Genomic DNA, 21,658 nt, shown 5'->3' with positions numbered 1-21,658 from the left:
CCATGACGAGCAACACGCAGAAGCCCGCCAAGCGCGCCGCCGAGACCACCACGACCTCCGAGGGATTCACGGCCGAGGAGCGCAGCGCGATGAAGGACCGCGCCAAGGAGGTGAAGGCGTCCGCGCGCCGGGGAACCCGCGCCGACAAGGCGGCGGAGGAGGAGGCCGCCGTGGTCGCGAAGATCGCCGAGATGCAGGACTCGGACCGGGAGATGGCGGAGCGCATCCACGCCGTCGTCAAGGAGAGCGCACCGGAACTCGCGCCGAAGCTCTGGTACGGGATGCCCGCGTACGCCAAGGGCGGCAAGGTCGTCTGCTTCTTCCAGAGCGCGCAGAAGTTCAACGCGCGGTACGCGACGTTCGGCTTCAACGACGTGGCGAACCTCGACGACGGCACCATGTGGCCGTCCGCCTACGCCCTGAAGGAGCTGACGGCCGCCGACGAGGCGCGGATCGCCGAGCTGGTGAAGAAGGCGGTGAGCTGAGGCCCGCGGGCCGGGGCCGGCGGCCCCCCGGCGAGGCCGGCGGTGGCCATTGATCCGTACGAGTGGTGTTCGTCGGAAGAACTGTGCGGCGGCGGCGTCGTTCCGCGGAATCCCGGGGCGCATCCACATCATGTGGAAAGTACGCAAAACCCGCAACTCGGAATAAACCATCCGAGAACATCACGAAAGTGAGGGGTCATGGCCACCGCCAAGGTCAAGCAGTTCTGGACCGCCTTCATCTCCGTCCTCTTCGCCCTGCTCGCCTCCGTCGGCCTGGCGAGCACCGCCACCGCGGCCCAGCAGCCCGCCGTCCAGCAGTCCGAGGAGCCGGCCGCCGGCTCCGCTGCCGCCGTCGCCGCGACCGGGGAGCGCGCCCTCGCCTCCGTACCGGCACAGCGGACGCATCGGTGGCCCCTCGCCGGTGACCGTTCGCTGCCGCCCACCATCAAGCAGCGCATCGGCGCCGAGGCCCACGGCTCCTCCCCTTCCGTACGCCACCGCCACACGGGTGGCGCGGCCGAGAGCGACCCGGCCGCGCTGACGGAGCTGGCGCTCGCCGCGACGGCGGCGGCGGCGTAGGGCGCGGGGAGCCGACGCACTCGTACTCCCCACGCCCCCGTTGGACCTGTAAGACCGCAGGACCTGCAAGACCGCAAGCCCTGTACGACCGCAGGACCCGTAGAACCGCAAGCCCTGTACGACCGCAGGACACGTAAGACCCTGTTCGACCGCGTGAGCCCTAGGCCCGTGTGATCCGCAGGACCAGCAGGACCAGCAGGACCCGCAGGACCAGCAGGACCAGCAGGACCCGCAGGACCGCAGGCCCCGCAGGACCCGCAAGCCCTGCAAGACCCGCAGCACCCGTAAGACCCTCAGACCCTCGTCTCCGGACCGAAGCGGTCAGCGACGCTCGTCGCGATCCGTCGTATCGGTATCGGTCTCGGCGGCAGCCTCAGCGGCGGCCCTGGCCTCGGCCTCGGTCTCCTTGGCCTCCACCTCCGGATCGAGGAATGCTCCACTGCCGTCGACGGACGACAGCGTGGAATCCTCCTCCACCTCGGTGGGAGCGGGCGGCTCGACCAGCCAGTCGGGATTGGCCTGTTTGTCCCACCACCTCCAGGCGGCGTAAGCGCCGCCGGCCAGCAAGCCGAGGACCACGAGTCCCTTGGCGAGGCGTCCGGCCCTGGCCCGACGCTCGTGCTTCCTCACGATCTTCCGGATGTCCTTCGGCGTCACCTGTCCGCGGAGCGCGGCCCAGGCGGCGACGGAACGCGCCCCGGCCTCGTCGAAGACGGGAACGGTCGCGGCGACCGCGTGCTCGACACGCGGAACGGTGTAGTCGGTCGCCTGACGGGCGGCTGAGCGGGTCATGACCGCCGCGCGCTGCGCGGCCGCGTCGACCCGCGGCGGCACATGCGGTGCGACGTAGCAGTCGTACTGCGCACGAGCCTGCACTCGGGCCTGTCGAGCGGCCTTCGAGACCTTCGGCGCGATCCGCACGCGCGCTTCCTGCGCATAGTGCGTGGCCTGGTCCTTGGCTGTTTCGGCGTACGGCGCCACCACTTCCGCGGCGTGCAGGACGCTCTCCTTCGCCGAATCTGTCGCGGCGCGCACGCTGTCCATGCGGGTCACGGGATTCCTCCTCCTGGGTGGCGACGATGTCGGTTTTTCACCTTTCCATCCTTTTCGGAATCATGCCCGCCGGAACGAAGTCCGGCATGCGGGGCGGGCATCCGGGGCATGTGGACGGAGATCCGGATCGCGCATCCGGGGCATGCGAGGATCGGACACGCCAAGAGACAGACGTGACAGACGTGACATCACGCGACACGACATGACGTGGACGGAAGGCGACCGTGGCCGAGCAGCTGTACGCGATCCTCAAGACCAGCCTGGGTGACATCGAGGTGCGGCTGATGCCGTTCCACGCCCCGAAGACGGTGCGCAACTTCGTCGAGCTCGCCTCGGGCGAGCGCGAGTGGACCCACCCCGTGACCGGCAAGGTCTCCTCGGACCCGCTCTACGACGGCACGGTCTTCCACCGGGTCATCAAGGGCTTCATGATCCAGGGCGGCGACCCGCTGGGGAACGGCACGGGCGGGCCCGGCTACGAGTTCGCCGACGAGTTCCACCCGGAGCTCTTCTTCGACCGTCCCTACCTGCTGGCCATGGCCAACGCCGGCCCGGGCACCAACGGCTCGCAGTTCTTCGTCACGGTCGGCGCCGCGACCTGGCTGAACCGCAAGCACACGATCTTCGGCGAGGTCGCCGGAGCGGAGAGCCGCAAGGTCGTGGACGCGATCGCGGCCGTCGCGACGGACCCGCACACCGAGCGCCCGCTCCAGGACGTGGTCGTCGAGTCCGTGGTGATCGAGAAGCGCTGAGGCTGAAGGGACGGAACCTCCCATGGACCCGCACCCCGGTCTGCCGCGCTGCTACCGCCACCCGGAGGCCGAGACCGGCATCCGCTGTGCCCGCTGCGACAGGCCCATCTGTCATCGGTGCATGATCTCGGCCTCCGTCGGCTTCCAGTGCCCCGACTGTGTGCGGGGCGGTTCGGGGACCGGCCACGCCGCCGACGCCAACCAGCCCCGGACGCTCGCGGGCGGCAAGGTGGCGGCCGACGACCGCCTCGTCACCAAGATCCTGATCGGGATCAACCTCGTGGTCTACCTCCTGGTCCTGGTGCTCGGGGACCGGTTCGTCGACGAGCTCGTGCTCATCGGCTACGCCTTCAGCCCGGGGCTCGGCGAGGTGGTGGGGGTGGCGGACGGCGAGTGGTACCGGCTGCTGAGCTCGACCGTCCTGCACCAGGAGGTCTGGCACATCCTCTTCAACGTGCTGGGCCTGTGGGTGATCGGCGGGATCGTCGAGCCCGAGCTCGGCCGGATCCGGTACGCGGCCCTGTGCCTGCTCTCCGGGCTCTCCGGCTCCGTGCTCGCCTATCTCGTCGCCGAGCCGAACCAGCCCTCGCTGGGGGCCTCCGGCGTCGTCTTCGGCCTGATCGGCGCCTGGGTCGTGCTGGCCCGCCGCCGGCGGCACGACATGCGGCCGGTGGTCCTCTTCGTGGCCCTGTCGCTGCTCATGACCTTCACCCGTCCGGGGATCTCCTGGGAGGCCCACGTCGGCGGTCTCGTCGCGGGCGCCCTGGTGACGTACGCGCTGGTGCACGCGCCGAGGACGCGCCGGGACCTCGTCCAGTACGGGGCCTGTGGACTGGTGCTCCTGATCGACCTGGGGATGGTGTTCGCCCGCTCCGCAGCGCTCACCTGAGCGCGGAAGGCTGTGGACGAGCTCTTCGGTGAGCTTTCCCCAGAGTTATCCACAGTGTGTGGCGGATCTCCCCCGCTCTATGGGGAAAGACGGCGCCCCTCGCCTCTGACCTGGTGTTTCTCCAGGGAGACGAGGGGCGTTTCACATTCCGCCGAGGGTGACCAAGGCCATATAAGCGGTCATACCGGCGTCAACGTGGTGTGAGTTATCCACAGATCTTCGTAAGTTATCCAGTGCTGTGTACAACGCTGTGGATAAGTTCAGGGGAGAGCTTGACGAGCCACCGGTCCAGCCGATAGCTCAGCCGCCGTCCCCTGCTCACGACAGGCTCGCGGACAGGCTCAGGACAGGCCACGACAGGCTCACGAGGGCTCGTGAGCCTGTCCGCGACCCGCGCTTACGGGCGTGCTACTTCCACTGTGTGGAGACGCCGAAGCCGGCCGCGATGAAGCCGAAGCCCACCACGATGTTCCAGTTGCGGATCGACTCGATCGGCATGGAGCCGTCGGTGACGTAGAAGACCACGATCCACACCAGTCCGATGGCGAACAGCGCCAGCATCACGGGCGCCACCCAGCTGCGGTTCGTCAGCTTGATATTGGTGGCCTGCTTGGCGGGCGGAGGCGTGAAGTCGGCCTTCTTGCGGATACGTGACTTCGGCACGAGGGACTCTCCTGTCGATGCGCTGCGTGACCGCGCAGGGAACTGTGGCTGGCGCCGGGATGTGACGTAGGAGGAAGACTGCGTCCCCCGGGCGTCCGTTAGCGTAGTGGTTCCGCGGCACCGAAGGGGATCAGGGTACGTTGAGCAATTCCGCCGACACTCCCGCAGGGCCGGGCCGCACCACGAGGTGGCGCCCCGTCCGGGTGCTCACCCTTGCCGTTTTCGCCCTCGCCGGACTGATCTTCGTCACCAGCTTCAACACCGCCAAGGGCACCAACATCCGCACGGATGCCTCACTCCTCAGGCTCTCGGACCTGATCGAGGAACGCAGCCACAAGAACGCCGGGCTCGACGAGTCCACCGCCGCCCTCCGCTCCCAGGTCGACACCCTCGCCGCCCGCGACGACGGATCCACCCGAGCGGAGGACGAGAGGTTCGACGCACTCCAGGCGACCGCGGGGACCAAGGAGGTCGAGGGCGCCGGCCTCACCGTCACCCTCGACGACGCCCCGCCGAACGCCCAGGCCGCCCCGGGTTACCCCGAACCGCAGGCCAACGACCTCGTCATCCACCAGCAGGACCTCCAGGCCGTCGTCAACGCCCTGTGGCAGGGCGGCGCCCAGGGCATCCGCGTCATGGACCAGCGGCTCATCTCCACCAGCGCCGTCCGCTGCGTCGGCAACACCCTGATCCTCCAGGGCCGCGTCTACTCGCCCCCGTACAAGATCACGGCCGTCGGCGACCGGGGAAAGCTGAGCAAGGCGCTCAACGAATCCCCGGCCATCCAGAACTACCAGCTCTACGTCAAGGCGTACGGGCTCGGCTGGAAAGTCGACGAGCACAGGGCGGTGACTCTTCCCGGCTACTCGGGCACAGTGGACCTCCACTACGCGAAGCCGGTGGGCTGACCGGCGCGACCGCGGGAGGAGCGCTTGGGGGGCTTGCGTCTCGTCGTACGGACCTTCAGCGAGCTGTGTCTGACCGTCGGCACCCTGATCGTCCTCTTCGTCGTGTACGTCCTGTACTGGACCGGGGTCCAGGCCGAGAGCGCGAGCGCCGGCCAGATCGACACCCTCCAGCGGGAGTGGGTGAGCACCCCGGTCACGGCGCCGCCCGCGGCGGGCCCCTCGCCCTCACCCGCCCCCAGGGCCCGCCCCTACGTCCCCGGCAAGGGGATCGCCGTCATGTACGTCCCCCGGCTCGGCGGGGACTGGAAGTGGCCCGTCCTCGAAGGCACCGGGGCCGACGTCCTGAAGAAGGGCCTCGGGCACTACACCGCCACCGCCCGGCTCGGCGGGACCGGCAACTTCGCCGTCGCCGGCCACCGCCGCACCTACGGCGACCCTTTCAAGGACTTCCCGCGGCTGCGTACCGGCGACGCCGTCGTCCTCACCGACGGGACGACCTGGTTCACGTACCGGATCGACCGCGGCCCCTACCGGACCGTGCCCACCGACGTCGGGGTCGTCGCCCCCGTACCGAGGAAGTCGGGGTTCGACGGACCCGGCCGCTACCTCACCCTCACCACCTGCGAGCCCGAGTGGGGCAGCAGCCACCGGCTGATCGTCTGGGCGCACCTCGACGCCACACAGCCGGTGACCGAAGGTCGTCCACAGGCTCTCGACGACGGTCGTCCACAGGCTTTGGGCAGCTGACCCCCCACGGGCCCCCTCGCCCCGTACTCTGGTCCCCGTAACGAACGGAAGGGGCGGTCACGTCATGTACGGCTGGATCTGGCGGCATCTGCCGGGCAACGCGTTTGTACGGGCGCTGATCTCGGTCGTGTTGGTCCTCGCGGTCGTCTACGCCCTCTTCCAGTACGTGTTCCCCTGGGCGGAGCCTCTGCTTCCGTTCAACGATGTGACGGTGGACGGCCAGTGAGCGCGCGAATTCTCGTCGTCGACAACTACGACAGCTTCGTCTTCAACCTCGTTCAGTACCTCTACCAGCTCGGCGCCGAGTGCGAAGTGCTCCGCAACGACGAGGTCGAGCTGAGCCACGCCCAGGACGGCTTCGACGGCGTCCTGCTCTCGCCCGGGCCCGGCACGCCCGAGCAGGCCGGGATCTGCATCGACATGGTCCGGCACTGCGCCGACACCGGCGTGCCCGTCTTCGGCGTCTGCCTCGGCATGCAGTCGATGGCCGTGGCGTACGGCGGTGTCGTCGACCGCGCGCCCGAGCTGCTGCACGGCAAGACCTCGCTCGTCACGCACGAGGGGCAGGGCGTCTTCGCCGGTCTGCCCTCGCCCTTCACGGCGACCCGCTACCACTCGCTGGCCGCCGAGCCCGCCGCCCTGCCGGCCGAGCTCGAGGTCACCGCGCGGACCGACGACGGCATCATCATGGGGCTGCGCCACCGCGACCTGTCCGTCGAAGGGGTGCAGTTCCACCCCGAGTCGGTCCTCACCGAGCACGGCCACCTGATGCTCGCCAACTGGCTGGAGCAGTGCGGCGACAAGGGGGCGGTCGGTCGGTCGGCGGGGCTCGCGCCGGTGGTGGGCAAGGCCGTCGCGTGACGACGGGCTCGCCGTGGTTCCGGGAGTCGGGCGGGCCGGAGCCCGAGCCGATACCCCAGGACCCGTACGGGCCCGGGGAACAACTGCCGTACGAGCCCGCCCGGCAACCCGCCTACGAGACCCCCTACGCGGCACCGTACGAGCCGGTGTACGAGTCGGCCCGCGAGCTCCTGCACGAGCCGGTGCACGAGCCGGTGCACGGGCCGGTCTACGGGGCCACGCAGGAGCCGGTGTACGAGCCGGTCCACGACTCCGGGTACGAGCGGACCGGGGGAGCCCCGTACGGGCAGGCCCCCGAAGCCCCGTACGAGCCCGCGTACGGGGCGTACGAGGCGGAGGAGCCCCCACGGGTCCCGCGGGACGAGACGGTGGCCCTACGGGCCGTGGAGACGCCCCTGAAGCCGGCCGTTGAGACGGTTCCCGGCCCCGGCCGGGCCGAGCGACGCCGGGCCGCCAAGGGCGGCGGCCGGGGCAGGAGCCGCGGCGGCGCCCCCACCGCCCCCGAGCCGAGCACGCCCGAGGACCGGCCCCTCTCCCGCGTCGAGGCCCGGCGGGCCGCCCGCGCGGCCAAGGACAGCGTCGGCGTGGTCGCCAGCCGGATCGTCGGCGAACTCTTCATCACCTTCGGCGTCGTCATGCTCCTCTTCGTCACCTACCAGCTGTGGTGGACGAACGTCCTGGCCGGCCAGGAGACCGACCAGGCCAAGGAGCAGATCGAGGACACCTGGGCCAAGGGCGACAGCAAGCCGGAGGCCTTCGAGCCCGGCGAGGGCTTCGCCATCATGTACATCCCCAAGCTGGACGTCGTCGTGCCCGTCGCCGAGGGCATCAACAAGACCAAGGTCCTCGACAAGGGCATGGTCGGCCACTACGCGGAGGGCAAGCTCAAGACGGCCATGCCCGCCGACAAGCAGGGCAACTTCGCGGTCGCCGGACACCGCAACACGCACGGCGAGCCGTTCCGGTACATCAACCAGCTCAAGCCCGGGGACCCGATCGTCGTCGAGACCCAGGACGCGTACTACACGTACGAGATGGCGAGCATCCTGCCCCAGACCGCGCCGTCGAACATCGCGGTGATCGATCCCGTCCCGAAGGGCTCGGGCTTCACCAAGCCCGGCCGGTTCATCACGCTGACCACCTGCACGCCCGAGTTCACGAGCACGTACCGCATGATCGTCTGGGGCAGGATGGTCGAGGAACGCCCGCGCAGCAAGGGGAAGCCGGCCGCACTCGTAGGCTGAGACCCCACACCTCCGGACGGGACGACGGGACGACCTAGTGGCACGCGCGCGCAACCGGATCGCCGGGATCATCAGCGTCTTCGGCGAACTCCTCATCACAGCCGGCCTGGTGCTCGGACTCTTCGTCGTCTACTCGCTGTGGTGGACCAACGTCCTCGCGGACCGCGCGGCCGACCAGGACGGCGCCCAGGTCCGCGACCGCTGGGCCGACGGCCCCGGCGCGCTCGACACGAAGGACGGCATCGGCTTCCTGCACGTGCCGGCCATGAAGAACGGCGAGGTCCTGGTCAAGCAGGGCACCGGCAGCGGCATCCTCAACAACGGCGTCGCCGGCTACTACACCGACCCGATCAAGTCCGCCCTCCCGCAGGACCGGAAGGGCAACTTCACGCTGGCCGCGCACCGGGACGGGCACGGCGCGAAGTTCCACAACATCCACAAGCTGAAGACCGGCGACGCGATCGTCTTTGAATCCAAGGACACCTGGTACGTCTACAAGGTCTACAAGACGCTGCCGGAGACGACGAAGTACAACGTGGACGTCCTCCAGCCCGTCCCGGAGGAGTCCGGCAAGAAGAAGCCGGGCCGCTACATCACGCTGACGACCTGCACCCCGATGTACACCTCGGACTACCGCTACATCGTCTGGGGCGAACTGGAACGCACGGAGAAGGTCGACCGCGACCGCACCCCGCCGGCGGAGCTGCGCTGAACTCCGGACCACGACGACCGAGCCCCGGCATCCACAGGGATGCCGGGGCTCGGTCGTGATGCGCGCGGTGCGCGGGTACGGGTACGGCCGTCAGTCGAAGAAGCCGCCGCCGCCGTTGCCGTCCCCGCCGCCCGGGTTGCCGCCGCCTCCGCCACCCATGGTGACGACGGTGACGGTCTCGCCGGTGTTGATCATCGAACCCGCAGGCGGGTTCGAGCCGAGGACCGTGGCGTCCTCCTTGTCGGAGCCCTGCTGGACGACGATCAGACCCATGGCCTCGAGCTGCGCCTTGACGTCCTTGAACTGCTTGCCGCCGATGTCCGCGGGGATCTGGACCTGCGTCTGCTGCGGGCCCTTGGAGACCTTCAGCGTGATCTGGACGTCCTTCGGCTGGTCCGTGCCGCCCTGCGGGGTCATGTCGATGACCGTGTCCTTGGGCTGGTCGGAGTCCACGTCCTGCCTGGCCACGTTCTTGAAGCCGACGGCGTCCAGCTGCTGGACGGCCTGGTCGTAGGTCCGGCCCTTCTGGTCGGGAAGCTCGGACAGCTGCTGCTTCGCGACGGTGATCGTCACCTCGGCGTTCTTCTCCGCCTTGGTGCCGCCGTCAGGGTTCTGCCGCAGGACCGTGCCCGGGTCCTCCTCGGACTCCTCCTGCTCGACCTTGACCTTGAAGCCCTTGCCCTTGAGGATCTCCTCGGCGCTCTCCCGGGACTTCTCCTTGACGTCCGGGACCTCTTCGAGGGGGGCGCCCTCGGAGACGTACACCTGGATCGTGCCGTCGGTCTCCATCTTCTGGACGGTGTCCGCGACCGGCGACTGGCGGCAGATGGAGCCCTTGGGCTCGGCGCAGCGCTCGGTGCCCGCCTGGACCACCTTCACCTGGGCGTTGGCCGCGAGGCCCTCCGCCGCCTTCAGCGTCTGGCCGACGAGCTGGGGGACCGTGACCTGCTGGGGCCCCTCCTTCTTGTCCATCAGCGAGACGCCGATGAAGATCGCGCCGACGAGCACCAGGATGCCCGCGAGGACCAGCAGGATCGTCGAGGTGTTCGACTTCTTCTGGCCACCGCCGCGGCGGCGGTCCGGACGGTCGTCGTAGCCGTAGCCGCCGTCGTCCCCGTTGATCGGGGGCATCATCGAGGTCTGACCGCCCGGGTCGGCCTGGCGCAGCGCCGTGGTCGGCTGGTCCTCCGACTGGTAACCGCCGTAGCCCCCGCCGTACGCGGGCGCGCCCGCCATGCCCATCCCCATGCCCATCGCGGCGGCGGCCGCGACCGGCTGACCGTCGAGGCAGGCCTCGATGTCCGCGCGCATCTCGTCGGCCGACTGGTAGCGGTAGTCGGGGTCCTTGACGAGCGCCTTGAGGACGATCGCGTCCATCTCGGGCGTGATCTCGTGGTCGAAGTTGCTCGGCGGCTGCGGTTCCTCGCGGACGTGCTGGTACGCGACCGCGACCGGCGAGTCACCCACGAAGGGCGGCCGGACGGTGAGCAGCTCGTACAGGAGGCAGCCCGAGGAGTACAGGTCGGAGCGCGCGTCGACCTGCTCGCCCTTGGCCTGCTCCGGGGAGAGGTACTGGGCGGTGCCGATGACGGCGGCGGTCTGGGTCATGGTCATGCCCGCGTCGCCCATGGCGCGCGCGATGCCGAAGTCCATGACCTTGACCTGGCCGGTGCGCGTCAGCATGACGTTCGCCGGCTTGATGTCACGGTGCACGATGCCGGCGCGGTGCGAGTACTCCAGCGCCTGGAGGATGCCGACCGTCATCTCGAGGGTGCGCTCGGGCAGCAGCTTGCGCCCGGAGTGCAGCAGCTCACGCAGGGTCGACCCGTCGACGTACTCCATCACGATGTACGGGATGGAGACCCCGTCGACGTAGTCCTCGCCGGTGTCGTAGACCGCGACGATCGCCGGGTGGTTCAGCGAGGCGGCGGACTGTGCCTCACGGCGGAACCGGGCCTGGAAGGACGGGTCGCGGGCCAGGTCGGCCCGCAGCGTCTTCACGGCGACGGTGCGGCCGAGCCGGCTGTCCTGGGCGAGATACACCTCGGCCATGCCACCACGGCCGAGCACCGGGCCCAGCTCGTACCGGCCGCCGAGGCGACGCGGCTCTTCCATAGCTAATCCAGCCCTCTCCGTCTGTCCCGACCGCACCCATGGGTGGTCCGGCGGTGTGTGCTGTTCGCGCATACGCTACCGGCCCCGGGAAGGCGTTCCGCCCGGGGCCGGTAGCTGATACCTGACCGGTACCTGGTTCGTACGCGACCGGTACGTGGTTCGTGCCGGGCCGGTACCCGGTCCGTTCCCGGCGGGTACCCGGTCCGTTCCGGGCCGGGGTCAGCCCTGGGTCTTGATGACCGCCTTCATGACGGCCTTGGCGATCGGGGCGGCCAGGCCGCCACCGCTGATGTCCTCGCGGTTGGTGCCCGCGGAGTCCTCGACGATCACGGCCACGGCGACCGGGGAGCCCTTCGCGGTCTTGGCGTACGAGATGAACCAGGCGTACGGACGCTTGGCGTTCTTGTCACCGTGCTGCGCGGTACCCGTCTTGCCGCCGACCTTGACGCCGTCCATGTTCAGGTCGGCCTTGCCGCCGGTGCCCTTCGTGACGACGTTCTCCATCATCTGCTGGAGCAGCTGGGCGTTCTCCGGCGAGACCGGCTGGCTCATCTGCTCCGGCTCGTTCTTCTTGATGAGGTCGACGTTCGGAGCGCGCAGCTCGTCGATCATGTACGGCTTCATCAGCTTGCCGTCGTTGGCGATCGCCGCCGCGACCATCGCCATCTGGAGCGGGGTCGTCGCGGTGTTGAACTGTCCGATGGAGGAGAGCGCGTTGCCGCCGCGGTCCATCTTCTTGTCGTAGACGGAGGCGGCGGAGCGGACCGGGGTGAACTGCTCGGCGTTGAAACCGAACTTCTCGGCCATCTCCGCCATCTTGTCGCGGCCGACGTCGTCGCCGAGCTTCGCGAAGACCGAGTTGCAGGAGATCTCCAGCGCCCTGGTGAGGCTGGCGTTGGCGCAGCCACTGGCGTGGTTGACCATCTCCTTGGTGGAGAGCGGGATCTTCCAGCCGTCGGGGGTGTCGGTCGCCGCGTTGATGTCGGTGACCTTGCCGGCCTCCAGCGCCGCGGCGGCGGTGACGACCTTGAAGACGGAGCCGGGCGGGTAGATCTCGCGGATCGCGCGGTTCAGCTTCGGCTTGCTCTTGTCGTTCTCCAGCGCGACCCAGGCCTTCTCGTCCTTGCCGGAGTAGCCGGCGAAGGAGGAGGGGTCGTACGAGGGCGTGGACGCCAGCGCGAGGATCTTGCCGGTGGACGGCTCGATCGCGACGACGGCACCGGTGTTCTTGCCGAGTCCCTCGAAGGCGGCCTTCTGGGCGGCGCCGTTGAGGGTGGTGATGACGTCGCCGCCCTTCTTCTTCTCGCCGGTGAACATGGCGAGGGTGCGGTCGAAGAAGAGCCTGTCGTCGTTGCCGGTGAGGACGCCGTCCTCGATCTTCTCGATCTGGTTGGCGTCGTAGGCCTGCGAGGCGTAACCGGTGACGGGGGCCCACATGGGGCCGTCAATGTAGGTGCGCTTGAACTTGAAGTACTCGTCCCCGGAGTCGACCGAGCCGGTGATCGGCTTGCCGTCGACGATGATGTTGCCGCGCTCGTTCGCGTAGCGCTCGATCTGTACCCGGCGGTTCTTGGGGTGGGCGTTCAGCTCGTCGGCACGGACGAACTGGAGCCAGTTGTCGCGCACCAGCAGGGCGAGGATGAGCAGGCCGCAGAAGATCGCGACCCGGCGCAGCGGCTTGTTCACGGACGGACCACCTGGGTCATCTCGGCGTCGGGGGACGGGGCGGGCGCGGGCGCCGGGCGCCGCGCGGTGTCGCTGATCCGGATCAGGATGCCGATCAGAGCCCAGTTGGCGATCACGGAGGATCCGCCGTACGCGAGGAACGGCATGGTCATACCGGTCAGCGGGATGAGACCCATCACACCGCCGGCGACGACGAAGATCTGGAGGGCGAAGGCGCCGGAGAGGCCCATCGCGAGCAGCTTGCCGAACGGGTCGCGCGCGGCGAGGGCGGTGCGGACACCGCGCTCGACGATCAGCCCGTAGAACAGCAGGAAGACCATGACTCCGGCGAGCCCGAGCTCCTCGCCGACCGTGGCGAAGATGAAGTCGGAGTTGGCGGCGAACTGGATCAGGTCGGAGTTGCCCTGGCCGAGACCGGTGCCGAGGATGCCGCCGGAGCCGAAGGACATCAGTACCTGGGTCATCTGGTCACAGGCGTACGCCATGTTGGTGCCGGGGGGCGCCGTCTTCAGGCACTCGAACGGGTCGAGCCAGGCCGCCACACGGGACTGCACGTGGCTCGCCGTGGAGCCGACGACCACCGCACCGGCGACGGCCATCAGCAGACCCATGACGATCCAGCTGGTCCGCTCGGTCGACACGTACAGCATGATCACGAACATGCCGAAGAACAGCAGCGACGTACCCAGGTCGTTCTCGAAGACCAGGATGAGGAGGCTGACCGCCCAGATCGTCAGGATCGGGCCGAGGTCACGGCCGCGCGGCAGGTAGAGCCCCATGAAGCGGCGGCTGGCCAGGGCAAGCGCGTCCCGCTTCACCATCAGATAGCCGGAGAAGAACACCGCCAGGACCAGCTTCGCGAACTCACCGGGCTGGATGGAGAAGCCGCCGACGCGGATCCAGATCTTGGCGCCGAAGACGTCCGCGCCGAGGCCGGGGACGAGCGGCAGCAGCAGCAGCACGAGCGCCACGACCATGGAGATGTACGTGTACCGCTGGAGGACACGGTGGTCCTTCAGGAGCAGCAGCACGCCCACGAACATGGCGATGCCGATGGCGGAGTACATCATCTGGTTCGGTGCGGACGGGCTGAACGCGCCGTACTGGAGCTTCGCCAGGGCGATCAGCCGCGGCGACTGGTCCAGCCGCCAGATCAGCACCAGGCCCATGCCGTTGAGCAGGGTCGCGAGGGGCAGCAGCAGCGGGTCCGCGTACGGCGCCCACTTCCGCACCACGAGGTGCGCGACGCCCGCGAGCAGGGCGAGACCGAGCCCGTACCCGAGCATGCCGGCCGGGACCTCGCCGTCGATGGCCAGGCCCACGTTGAGGTACGCGAACACCGGGATGACGACGGCGAACGCGAGCAGCGCCAGCTCGGTGTTGCGGCGGCTCGGCGCCTCGATCGCGCCGATGGTGGTCGTGTTGGTGACAACGCTCATGGTGGTGAAAGGCCCCCTACGGGTGCTTACTGCTTGCCGCAGTTCGAGGCCAGCTTCTGCTCCTCCGCGGTGAGGGTGGGACCCGGGGAGGGAGCGGCTGTGGTGGGCTTGGAGTCGGGCGTGGCGGTGCCGTCCGTGGCCGGCGGCTTGCTCGCCTGGTCGGCGGCCTTCTCGGCGGCGGCGCGGCGCTGCTCGGTCTTCTTGCAGGACGAGGCCTGCGCGGCCAGCTCGGCGATCTTCGTCTCGGCCTTGCCGAGGCTGCCGCCCGCGATCGTGTCCTCGACCTGCTTCCGCTGGTAGGCGGGGAGGTACTTGAGTTCGATCTCGGGGTGGTCCTTCTCGACCTTCGACAGCGAGACCCAGGCCAGGTCCTGGCTGATGCCCTGGTAGAGCGCCACGTGCTGGTCCTTGGAGCCCACGAAGTACTGCGTCTGCGTCCACCGCCAGCCGCCGTAGAGCGCGCCGCCGACGACGGCGAGGGCCAGGACGAGGAAGAAGGAGCGCTTGAGCCACTTGCGGCCGGTGCGCGGCTTGACGAAGTCGTCGTCCGTGTACGACTCGAAGGAGCCCTGCGGGGGCATGCCGCCGTAGCCGTGGTCGTCACCGCTGCCGGGCGGGCCGAAGCCTCCGGCGGGCGGCTGCTGGTGCGGCGCGGGGCGGCCGAGCCCGGAGGCGCGGCCGGCCGGGGTCTGCATCGCCCCGCCGTCGTTCAGCTGGGCGGCCTGGTTCTCGGCGACCGCGCCCACGATGACCGGGGTGTCGCTGAGGTGGCCGGCGAGGGTGTCGCCGCCGTCGACGTCGAGGACATCGGCGACGATCACCGTGATGTTGTCGGGGCCGCCGCCGCGCAGCGCGAGCTGGATCAGCTCCTGCACGGTCTCCTGCGGGCCCTGGTAGCTGGCGAGGGTGTCCTCGAGGGTCTGGTGGGAGACCACGCCGGACAGGCCGTCGGAGCAGATCAGGTAGCGGTCGCCGGCCCGGACCTCACGGATGGAGAGATCGGGTTCGACGTGGTCGCCGCTGCCGAGCGCGCGCATGAGGAGCGAGCGCTGCGGGTGGGTGGTGGCCTCTTCCTCGGTGATCCGGCCCTCGTCGACGAGCCGCTGGACCCAGGTGTGGTCCTGCGTGATCTGGGTGAGGACACCGTCACGGAGCAGGTACGCGCGCGAGTCGCCGACGTGCACGAGGCCGAGGCGCTGGCCGGTCCACAGCAGGGCGGTGAGCGTGGTGCCCATGCCCTCCAGCTGCGGGTCCTCCTCGACCATCATCCGCAACTGGTCGTTGGCGCGCTGCACCGCCGTACCGAGCGAGGTGAGGATGTCGGAGCCGGGGACGTCGTCGTCGAGCGTGACGAGGGTGGAGATCACCTCGGAGGAGGCGACCTCACCGGCGGCCTGGCCGCCCATGCCGTCGGCGATGGCGAGCAGCCGGGGGCCGGCGTAGCCGGAGTCCTCGTTGCCCTCGCGGATCATGCCCTTGTGGGAGCCCGCGGCGAAACGCAGGGACAGACTCATGCGCACCTGCCCTGTCGACGCTGCATCGGGGTACAGCCGGTCTCGACCCACACTGCCCACCCTCCGGTCGCTCCGCTCATTGTCGTACTACTTCCGCAGCTCGATGACGGTCTTGCCGATGCGAATCGGCGCGCCCAGCGGAATCGGCGTGGCGGTGGTGAGCCGGGTCCGGTCGAGATAGGTGCCGTTGGTGGACCCGAGATCCTCGACGATCCACTGGCCGTCCCGGTCCGGGTAGATCCTGGCGTGCCGGCTGGACGCGTAGTCGTCGTCCAGCACGATCGTCGAATCGTGCGCCCGGCCCAGCGTGATCGTCTGCCCCTGGAGGGCGACGGTCGTGCCGGTGAGGGTGCCCTCGGAGACGACCAGCTTCGTCGGGGCACCACGGCGCTGCCGCCCGCCCGTGCTCTGCTGCTGGCCGCGCTGCTGCGGAGGCGCGGCGGCCTGCTGGCGCGCGTTCTGCTGCGGCCGGGCGTCCTGGCGCCGCGAACCGCGCTGCGTCACCCGTGTTCCGAACAGGTCGCTGCGGATGACCTGAACGGCCACGATGACGAACAGCCACAGAACGGCCAGGAAACCCAACCGCATGACCGTCAGGGTCAGCTCTGACATTGCCCCCGCTTCACCCTTCGGCTTGCCGGTAAACGATGGTGGTGCTGCCCACGACGATCCGCGAGCCGTCGCGGAGCGTAGCGCGGGTGGTGTGCTGCCCGTCCACCACGATGCCGTTGGTGGATCCCAGATCCTGGATCGTCGAGGGCGTTCCGGTCCGGATCTCGCAGTGCCGGCGGGAGACGCCGGGATCGTCGATCCTCACGTCCGCGTCGGTGCTGCGGCCGAGGACCAGGGTCGGGCGGGAGATCTGATGGCGGGTGCCGTTGATCTCGATCCAGCGGCGGACCTGCGAGCCCGCTCCCGCTCCGGAGCCCGTGCCGGGCACGGCCACGGGGCCGCCCGCCGGGCGTCCGGCGGGTGCCGTCGGACGGTGGCCGGGGGCGCCGGGAGGCGGGGCGGCGGGCATGGGAGGGGCGCCGGCCGGGGGGTACCCGTAACCGCCGCGGCCCTGCGCCTGGCCCTGCTGCTGCTGGTTCTGCAGGTGTCCGCCCGCGGGCGGCTGCGGCTGTGACGTACTCGACGCGAGAGTGCGGCTGCGCACCCGGTACAGACCGGTGTCGAGGTCGTCGGCCTTCTCCAGATGGACCTTGATCGGGCCCATGAAGGTGTACCGCTGCTGCTTCGCGTAGTCCCTGACCAGGGCGGCGAGCTCGTCGCCGAGCTGGCCCGAGTAGGGGCTGAGGCGCTCGTAGTCCGGCGCGCTCAGCTCCACGATGAAGTCGTTGGGGACGACGGTCCGCTCGCGGTTCCAGATCGTCGCGTTGTTGTCGCACTCGCGCTGGAGCGCGCCGGCGATCTCGACGGGCTGGACCTCGGACTTGAAGACCTTGGCGAAGGTGCCGTTGACCAGACCTTCGAGACGCTGCTCGAAACGCTTCAGGACTCCCATGGGGCACCTCCTCCGTCGTTGTCGTCCTGGTACTGCTTACTGATCGTATCCACGCGTCGGGAAATCGGCTGGTTCCCCTTCTCTGCCCTGTGGACGAGTGTCACCTCTCACAGACCTTCACCCCGGATCGTAGAGGCGGCCTGTGGACAGTGTCCCGCACCCGGCGGTGAGAGCGGGGGCGCGGCCCCGCGGCTCCGCGTGCGGTACGTCACCTTCCTCCCCCTCCTTCCCTCTTCTTCCGTCTCCATCGCGTTCCTGCCTCTCCTTCCCGTCCTTCCTCACTCGTCCCGCGGTCATGCCCTTCGACGCTCTCGCCGTGGCCCCTCTCTCTCCTTGTTCTCCGGGAGTGGGGGCGAAACAACGGATGTGAATCCACGGTCTGCGACGTGCTAATCTTCAGATGTCGCCAGGCGCTCGCACCGAAAGGTGAGAGGGCACGGAGACCACCCAATGCGCGGGTGGCGGAATAGGCAGACGCGCTGGATTCAGGTTCCAGTGCCCGAAAGGGCGTGGGGGTTCAACTCCCCCCTCGCGCACCATGGGGACACCGACGAAGGTGTCCTTGTAGCACCGACGAGACGGTCGGCATCGTGATCACGATGCCGACCGTCTCGCTTTTCCCCGCTGGTCAGGTTGGGGTGTGGCGCTTGCACGCGTGACTGCCCGGCAGCCGGGGAGCCGCCGGGCAGTCGGGTTCCGCGTCTTCGGTCGGCCTGCTGGGGGTGTGACCTGTATTACGCGGTCGTCTCGGTTTCGTCGGACAGGGGCGTGGGGTGCCCCATCGGGTTCGGCTCGATGTCTGGGAGCATGACCGTCATGGGAACGGCACTGACTGTCCGAAGGGGCACCGGAGCGGTACGACATGATTGACGTGCAGGTATGGGCCCTGCCGGCCCCGGCGGGAGCCTCGCAGGCCACGCTCGACCTGACCATCCTGGACGAGGGAGAGCGCCGCCGTATGGCTGCCTTCGTCCGAGACAGGGACCGCGTCCTCTACGGCTTCGCCCACGTCGCGCTCCGAACGATCCTGTCTACCCTGACCGGCGTGGCGCCCGGCGTGCTTCGCTTCACCCGAGCCCTCTGTCCGTGTTGTGACAAGCCGCACGGGCGGCCCGTCCTCACTTCTGCGTCAGGGGAGTTCTCGCTGTCCCACAGCCGGGATCTGGTCCTGATCGGCATTGCGCCGACTCCGATCGGCGTTGACGCGGAGCCCGTGCCGGCGCCCGGTGTCGCGGAGCAACTCGCGAATGTGCTGCATCCGGCGGAGCGTGACGAGGTCGAGGCCGCACTTCCGAAGGACCGGCCGGCGATCTTCGCCCGCTTGTGGGCCCGTAAGGAGGCGTACCTCAAGGGGCTTGGCACCGGCCTCGGTCGCGACCTCGCGGCAGACGACGTCCGAGGCGCGGTCGAGGGGTGGCAACTCACCGACCTCTCCGTGGGCCCTGGTCACGCGGCCGCCGTCGCGGTCAACTCCCCGACGCCGTGCAAGGTCCGTGTCCATCGCACCCTCCCGGAGTGAGTGAGGTGATCCGTGCAGAGCGGGCACGGGGCGTTCGGCGAGGTGGGGGCGGTCACTGACCTCCGGCGGTCCTGGGTGAGCTCGCGGTAGCGGGCAGGGACCGCGTCAACGGGTGAGAGGGAGCCAGCCGAGGCGGACGGCGTTGGCGCCGGCCTCGAAGCGGCTGCGGGCTCCCAGCCGCTCCATGAGAAGGGCGCTGAGACGGCGGGCGGTCCGGGGGGAGACGCCCAGGCGCCTCGCGATGACCTCGTCGGTGAGGCCGGTGTCGAGGAGGCGGAGTATCTCGACCTCCTGGTTGCTCAGGTCGTGCCGGCCGACCACCGGGGGGTTGCCCAGCGGAGTCGCGGCGGCCCAGGTGCTCTCGAAGAGCGCGGAGAGTGCGGTGACGATGCCTTCGCCTTTGAGCAGGACCGCTCCCGTCCGCGCGTCGGAGGTGTCCAGCGGCAGGACCACCTGGCGGCGGTCGATGATGACCATGCGGACCGGCAGGGTGGCGGCGGTGCGCACCTGACCGCCACGGGAGCTCAGCCAGTTCACATGCTCCAGCGTCGGGGCGTGGTTGCGCACGCTGTCGAGGTAGATCGTCCGCATCCGGATGCCCCGGTCGAGCAGGGCGCCGTTCGGCCGGCGACTGGCCTCCAGGTCGGCCGCGGGGTGGGCGCCGCCAGGAGCGAAGGTGGTGATCTCCTGCTCGGCCTGGGCGGCCAGGGCGGCCAGCCGCTCCCGTATGACGTCCACGCCGATGAGCCGCTCCGCGTCCTCGCCGGAGGCGGCCGCGGTGCTCGTCAGGGCCGAGCACTCGGCGATGAGCTGGGCGGCGGCGGCGCGCGAGGTCTCGATCCGCAGCTGCTGGGCGGCGAGGTCCGCCTGCTGCCGGGAGAGGATCAGGTCCATGGCGATCTCCGGGCTGACCGCACGGTAACCGCCGCCCTCCTGGAGGGCCGGCCGGACCAGGGCGAGGGTGCTGAGCGCGTCCAGACTCCGGTGGGCGTCCCGCTCGTCGACGCCGAGGCGGGCGGACAGCGTGGCCAAGTCCTCCTGCGGATAGGCCAGCATGGACTTGTAGAGCTGTTCCGCCGCGGAATCCAGGCCCAGTGGCTCGAGCACCGTTCCCCCTTGAACTAACCGGTGTTTCCCTCTGACCGAGTCGAACGCAAGTATCACCGAGCGTGCAGGTTCAGGCAATGGCATAAAGCGGCCGATCCGCCCTGTCCTGCAGTGTTCACCGGAGATGCAAGCCTGGATCCATGTATATGGTTCACGCTCAACTCGCCGGGAGAACAAGTGAGTCGCTGCCCGGCGACGCATCGGAAATCTTCCGGGGATGCGCAATGCCCGGTGAATCCGTCGAGTACGTGGTCGTTCATCCGGATACGCCGGTCGGCCCGGTCGTCGGTCTGTTCCTGCTCGCCCGTTCCCTGGAGGACGCCGAGGAGATCGGGGCGACCGTGTGCGGGCGGGCGCTGCGGACCCGCGCGGAGCTGAGCGGCTTCCTGCTGCTCGGCTGTGAGGGCCGACTGGTCGGCCCGTACTTCGACCGGCTGCTCGGCTGGGCTCCCGCTGGACGGGTTATGCCAAGGCCGGATCATGACAGCGGAAACCCCTTCCTCGACTTCTGAGCCGTGGACAGACTGATGAGCATCAAGTCGACCAACGGGAAGGGCGGGGTCGGAGAACCCTGGCCAGCGCTCTTCCCGGTGTGCTCCTCGGGGGAGAAACCATGCTCGGAACGTCTGTCGCGAAGCTCGCCGCCACCGCCCTTCTGGTGGGTGCCGGCCTGTTCGGAACGACCGCTCCGGTCGTCGCGGCGGAGCTCGGCGGGACCGCGCCGCAGCTGCGGGTCGAGGCCGCCGAGGCGCCGTCCGGAACGGTGACCGAGACGGCGTCGGTGAACGACATCACCTGGGGCCCGTGAGCCTCCTCGGTCATGGCGGCAGCCTGCCGCCGGCCCTTGCCGCAGACGGTATGCGGTATTCCGTATCCCGTGTGCCGTGCGTGTACGGAACGGAATTGAACCAAGAGAGCGGCGGAGCCCTCTCACGGGGAATCGAGAACTGATTCCTCTCCCGGGTACGTGACATCTCCGTACCCGTTACCGGCCCGGATCTCCTGGGCCTCATCCCTGTAGTTTCCGCTTTCCCGGCGGCTGCTCCCTCAATTGCGAGGGCGCTTCTCCGCGGGCTTTTTCGAGGAAGGTCCGGGCCTGTGAGCGTTTCCGCTGCGAGTCAGGCGCGCCCCATCGCGCCCAGTCGCTGGCTGCGCGTGGGCGGTGCGCACGAAATGCCGAGGCTGAACGTCGTCTGCTTCCCGCCGGCCGGTGGCGCGGCGAGCTCGTTCTCCGCGCTCCGCAGGGCGGCGGGCGGGGACACCGCGGTGACCACCGTGCTGCTGCCGGGACGCGAGGCGCGGATCGGCGAGCCGTGCGCGACCGACCTGGACCGGGTCGTCGGGACGGTGGCCGAGGAACTTCTTCCGCTGCTGGCCGGGGACGACACGCCGTACGTCCTGCTCGGACACAGCATGGGCGGGCTGCTCGCCTACGAGGCCGCCCTCCGCCTCGACGACCTCGGGGCCAGGCGGCCGCTGCGCGTGGTGGTGGCCGGAACGGCCGCCCCGCGGAGCGCGGGCTGGTCGGCGGTGGCGTCCCGGGGGCCGGAGGACCTGATGCGGCTGCTCGGAGGAGTCCCGCAGGAGGTCTTCGACTCGCCGGAGCTGCTGGAGATCGTGACCCGGGCCCTGCGCGCGGACCTGCGGATGATCGCCGGTCACCGCTGCTCGGGCGGGCTGCTGCGGGCCCCGCTGAGCGTGCTGCACGGCAGCGAGGACCCGCTGGTCGGCGCGGAGGCGGTGGCGGACTGGGCCGACGTGGCGGGAGCGGGAGCGACGGTCACGGAACTGGCGGGCGGCCATTTCTTCCTGGACGCCCACTACCCGCGCCTCCTCGCGGACTGGCACCTGGAGGCGGCGCGGTGACGACCGGCGGGCAGG

The 21,658-nt window shown here is 69.6% G+C and carries 23 protein-coding genes and 1 tRNA gene; 15 read left to right on the top strand and 9 right to left on the bottom strand.

From position 1 onward, the window contains the following. Positions 1-2 precede the first annotated feature (2 nt). Positions 3-485 (top strand): iron chaperone, encoded by a 483-nt coding sequence (locus tag OG361_RS20125; protein WP_405855460.1) that lies wholly within the window; start codon positions 3-5, stop codon positions 483-485. A gap of 198 nt (positions 486-683) precedes the next feature. Beyond that, positions 684-1,064 (top strand): DUF6344 domain-containing protein, encoded by a 381-nt coding sequence (locus tag OG361_RS20120; RefSeq protein WP_405855458.1) that lies wholly within the window; start codon positions 684-686, stop codon positions 1,062-1,064. A gap of 321 nt (positions 1,065-1,385) precedes the next feature. Here OG361_RS20120 and OG361_RS20115 read toward each other — a convergent pair whose 3' ends face one another. Further along, positions 1,386-2,117 (bottom strand): DUF5324 family protein, encoded by a 732-nt coding sequence (locus tag OG361_RS20115; protein ID WP_405855456.1) that lies wholly within the window; start codon positions 2,115-2,117, stop codon positions 1,386-1,388. A gap of 224 nt (positions 2,118-2,341) precedes the next feature. Here OG361_RS20115 and OG361_RS20110 point away from each other — a divergent pair, with 224 nt between their 5' ends. Both OG361_RS20110 and OG361_RS20105 read left to right on the top strand, forming a co-directional pair. After that, a complete protein-coding gene (locus OG361_RS20110) occupies positions 2,342-2,869 on the top strand; it encodes a peptidylprolyl isomerase (RefSeq protein WP_384560834.1) in 528 nt (175 codons plus the stop codon). A gap of 22 nt (positions 2,870-2,891) precedes the next feature. After that, a complete protein-coding gene (locus tag OG361_RS20105; RefSeq protein WP_405855453.1) occupies positions 2,892-3,758 on the top strand; it encodes a rhomboid family intramembrane serine protease in 867 nt (288 codons plus the stop codon). 408 nt (positions 3,759-4,166) lie between these two features. Here OG361_RS20105 and crgA read toward each other — a convergent pair whose 3' ends face one another. Continuing rightward, positions 4,167-4,421 (bottom strand): cell division protein CrgA, encoded by a 255-nt coding sequence (gene crgA / locus OG361_RS20100; RefSeq protein ID WP_306329356.1) that lies wholly within the window; start codon positions 4,419-4,421, stop codon positions 4,167-4,169. Between the two features lie 140 nt (positions 4,422-4,561). Between crgA and OG361_RS20095 the strand changes: the two genes are divergently transcribed. The 6 genes from OG361_RS20095 (at position 4,562) to OG361_RS20070 (ending at position 8,893) form a co-directional block, all read left to right on the top strand. Next, positions 4,562-5,329 (top strand): DUF881 domain-containing protein, encoded by a 768-nt coding sequence (locus OG361_RS20095; protein ID WP_405855451.1) that lies wholly within the window; start codon positions 4,562-4,564, stop codon positions 5,327-5,329. A gap of 33 nt (positions 5,330-5,362) precedes the next feature. Next, a complete protein-coding gene (locus OG361_RS20090; RefSeq protein WP_405855449.1) occupies positions 5,363-6,076 on the top strand; it encodes a class E sortase in 714 nt (237 codons plus the stop codon). 64 nt (positions 6,077-6,140) lie between these two features. Continuing rightward, positions 6,141-6,302, top strand: a complete 162-nt coding sequence (locus OG361_RS20085; RefSeq protein ID WP_384560827.1) for a hypothetical protein — start codon at positions 6,141-6,143, stop codon at positions 6,300-6,302. Then, positions 6,299-6,937 carry an aminodeoxychorismate/anthranilate synthase component II gene (locus OG361_RS20080; RefSeq protein ID WP_405855446.1) on the top strand — a complete coding sequence of 213 codons (639 nt, stop codon included), beginning with the start codon at positions 6,299-6,301 and terminating at the stop codon, positions 6,935-6,937. The genes OG361_RS20085 and OG361_RS20080 overlap by 4 nt, the downstream gene beginning before the upstream one ends. Then, positions 6,934-8,181, top strand: a complete 1,248-nt coding sequence (locus tag OG361_RS20075) for a class E sortase (RefSeq protein ID WP_405855444.1) — start codon at positions 6,934-6,936, stop codon at positions 8,179-8,181. Before OG361_RS20080 ends, OG361_RS20075 begins: the two co-directional genes overlap by 4 nt. A 37-nt stretch (positions 8,182-8,218) precedes the next feature. Next, a complete protein-coding gene (locus tag OG361_RS20070) occupies positions 8,219-8,893 on the top strand; it encodes a class E sortase (protein WP_405855443.1) in 675 nt (224 codons plus the stop codon). Positions 8,894-8,983: 90 nt separating this feature from the next. Here OG361_RS20070 and pknB read toward each other — a convergent pair whose 3' ends face one another. The 6 genes from pknB to OG361_RS20040 all read right to left on the bottom strand — a co-directional run bounded on the left by pknB (position 8,984) and on the right by OG361_RS20040 (position 17,151). Next, positions 8,984-11,008 (bottom strand): Stk1 family PASTA domain-containing Ser/Thr kinase, encoded by a 2,025-nt coding sequence (gene pknB / locus OG361_RS20065; RefSeq protein WP_405855441.1) that lies wholly within the window; start codon positions 11,006-11,008, stop codon positions 8,984-8,986. 219 nt (positions 11,009-11,227) lie between these two features. Beyond that, positions 11,228-12,694 carry a peptidoglycan D,D-transpeptidase FtsI family protein gene (locus OG361_RS20060; RefSeq protein ID WP_405855439.1) on the bottom strand — a complete coding sequence of 489 codons (1,467 nt, stop codon included), beginning with the start codon at positions 12,692-12,694 and terminating at the stop codon, positions 11,228-11,230. After that, entirely contained in the window at positions 12,691-14,133 is a 1,443-nt protein-coding gene (locus OG361_RS20055; protein WP_405855437.1) for an FtsW/RodA/SpoVE family cell cycle protein, read from the bottom strand. The genes OG361_RS20060 and OG361_RS20055 overlap by 4 nt, the downstream gene beginning before the upstream one ends. Positions 14,134-14,159: 26 nt before the next feature. Beyond that, the gene (locus tag OG361_RS20050; protein WP_384560817.1) at positions 14,160-15,647 is read right to left on the bottom strand and encodes a Stp1/IreP family PP2C-type Ser/Thr phosphatase; all 1,488 of its coding nucleotides are present in this window, start codon (positions 15,645-15,647) and stop codon (positions 14,160-14,162) included. An 87-nt stretch (positions 15,648-15,734) separates the two neighbouring features. Further along, on the bottom strand, positions 15,735-16,259 hold the full coding sequence (locus tag OG361_RS20045) for an FHA domain-containing protein (protein ID WP_384560815.1): 525 nt from the start codon (positions 16,257-16,259) through the stop codon (positions 15,735-15,737). A gap of 10 nt (positions 16,260-16,269) precedes the next feature. Further along, on the bottom strand, positions 16,270-17,151 hold the full coding sequence (locus OG361_RS20040; protein WP_405855434.1) for an FhaA domain-containing protein: 882 nt from the start codon (positions 17,149-17,151) through the stop codon (positions 16,270-16,272). Between the two features lie 452 nt (positions 17,152-17,603). On the opposite strand from OG361_RS20040, the gene OG361_RS20035 reads away from it, so the two are divergent. Further along, positions 17,604-17,690 (top strand) — tRNA-Leu (locus OG361_RS20035). A 323-nt stretch (positions 17,691-18,013) separates the two neighbouring features. After that, a complete protein-coding gene (locus OG361_RS20030; RefSeq protein ID WP_405855432.1) occupies positions 18,014-18,670 on the top strand; it encodes a 4'-phosphopantetheinyl transferase family protein in 657 nt (218 codons plus the stop codon). Between the two features lie 105 nt (positions 18,671-18,775). Here OG361_RS20030 and OG361_RS20025 read toward each other — a convergent pair whose 3' ends face one another. Further along, on the bottom strand, positions 18,776-19,777 hold the full coding sequence (locus OG361_RS20025) for a LuxR C-terminal-related transcriptional regulator (RefSeq protein ID WP_405855430.1): 1,002 nt from the start codon (positions 19,775-19,777) through the stop codon (positions 18,776-18,778). Positions 19,778-20,001: 224 nt separating this feature from the next. Between OG361_RS20025 and OG361_RS20020 the strand changes: the two genes are divergently transcribed. The 3 genes from OG361_RS20020 (at position 20,002) to OG361_RS20010 (ending at position 21,643) form a co-directional block, all read left to right on the top strand. After that, positions 20,002-20,289: a hypothetical protein gene (locus OG361_RS20020; RefSeq protein WP_405855428.1), complete on the top strand. Its 288-nt coding sequence runs from the start codon at positions 20,002-20,004 to the stop codon at positions 20,287-20,289. 101 nt (positions 20,290-20,390) lie between these two features. After that, the gene (locus OG361_RS20015; RefSeq protein WP_405855426.1) at positions 20,391-20,585 is read left to right on the top strand and encodes a hypothetical protein; all 195 of its coding nucleotides are present in this window, start codon (positions 20,391-20,393) and stop codon (positions 20,583-20,585) included. Between the two features lie 365 nt (positions 20,586-20,950). Beyond that, on the top strand, positions 20,951-21,643 hold the full coding sequence (locus tag OG361_RS20010) for a thioesterase II family protein (RefSeq protein ID WP_405855424.1): 693 nt from the start codon (positions 20,951-20,953) through the stop codon (positions 21,641-21,643). Positions 21,644-21,658: the final 15 nt, after the last annotated feature.

Origin of the sequence: Streptomyces sp. NBC_00090 (genome assembly GCF_045160815.1) — a bacterium.
Classification (GTDB): domain Bacteria; phylum Actinomycetota; class Actinomycetes; order Streptomycetales; family Streptomycetaceae; genus Streptomyces.
This window is presented reverse-complemented; position numbering and strand designations above follow the sequence as displayed.

What these genes read in the sequence shown, in the direction of transcription:
- OG361_RS20015 (WP_405855426.1), top strand. Translation starts at nt 20,391, where the DNA reads ATGCTCGGAACGTCTGTCGCGAAGCTCGCCGCCACCGCCCTTCTGGTG.
- OG361_RS20055 (WP_405855437.1), bottom strand. Translation starts at nt 14,133, where the DNA reads ATGAGCGTTGTCACCAACACGACCACCATCGGCGCGATCGAGGCGCCG.
- OG361_RS20085 (WP_384560827.1), top strand. Translation starts at nt 6,141, where the DNA reads ATGTACGGCTGGATCTGGCGGCATCTGCCGGGCAACGCGTTTGTACGG.
- OG361_RS20030 (WP_405855432.1), top strand. Translation starts at nt 18,014, where the DNA reads ATGATTGACGTGCAGGTATGGGCCCTGCCGGCCCCGGCGGGAGCCTCG.
- OG361_RS20125 (WP_405855460.1), top strand. Translation starts at nt 3, where the DNA reads ATGACGAGCAACACGCAGAAGCCCGCCAAGCGCGCCGCCGAGACCACC.
- OG361_RS20010 (WP_405855424.1), top strand. Translation starts at nt 20,951, where the DNA reads ATGCCGAGGCTGAACGTCGTCTGCTTCCCGCCGGCCGGTGGCGCGGCG.
- OG361_RS20040 (WP_405855434.1), bottom strand. Translation starts at nt 17,151, where the DNA reads ATGGGAGTCCTGAAGCGTTTCGAGCAGCGTCTCGAAGGTCTGGTCAAC.
- pknB (WP_405855441.1), bottom strand. Translation starts at nt 11,008, where the DNA reads ATGGAAGAGCCGCGTCGCCTCGGCGGCCGGTACGAGCTGGGCCCGGTG.
- OG361_RS20105 (WP_405855453.1), top strand. Translation starts at nt 2,892, where the DNA reads ATGGACCCGCACCCCGGTCTGCCGCGCTGCTACCGCCACCCGGAGGCC.
- OG361_RS20120 (WP_405855458.1), top strand. Translation starts at nt 684, where the DNA reads ATGGCCACCGCCAAGGTCAAGCAGTTCTGGACCGCCTTCATCTCCGTC.
- OG361_RS20050 (WP_384560817.1), bottom strand. Translation starts at nt 15,647, where the DNA reads ATGAGTCTGTCCCTGCGTTTCGCCGCGGGCTCCCACAAGGGCATGATC.
- OG361_RS20020 (WP_405855428.1), top strand. Translation starts at nt 20,002, where the DNA reads ATGCCCGGTGAATCCGTCGAGTACGTGGTCGTTCATCCGGATACGCCG.
- OG361_RS20045 (WP_384560815.1), bottom strand. Translation starts at nt 16,259, where the DNA reads ATGTCAGAGCTGACCCTGACGGTCATGCGGTTGGGTTTCCTGGCCGTT.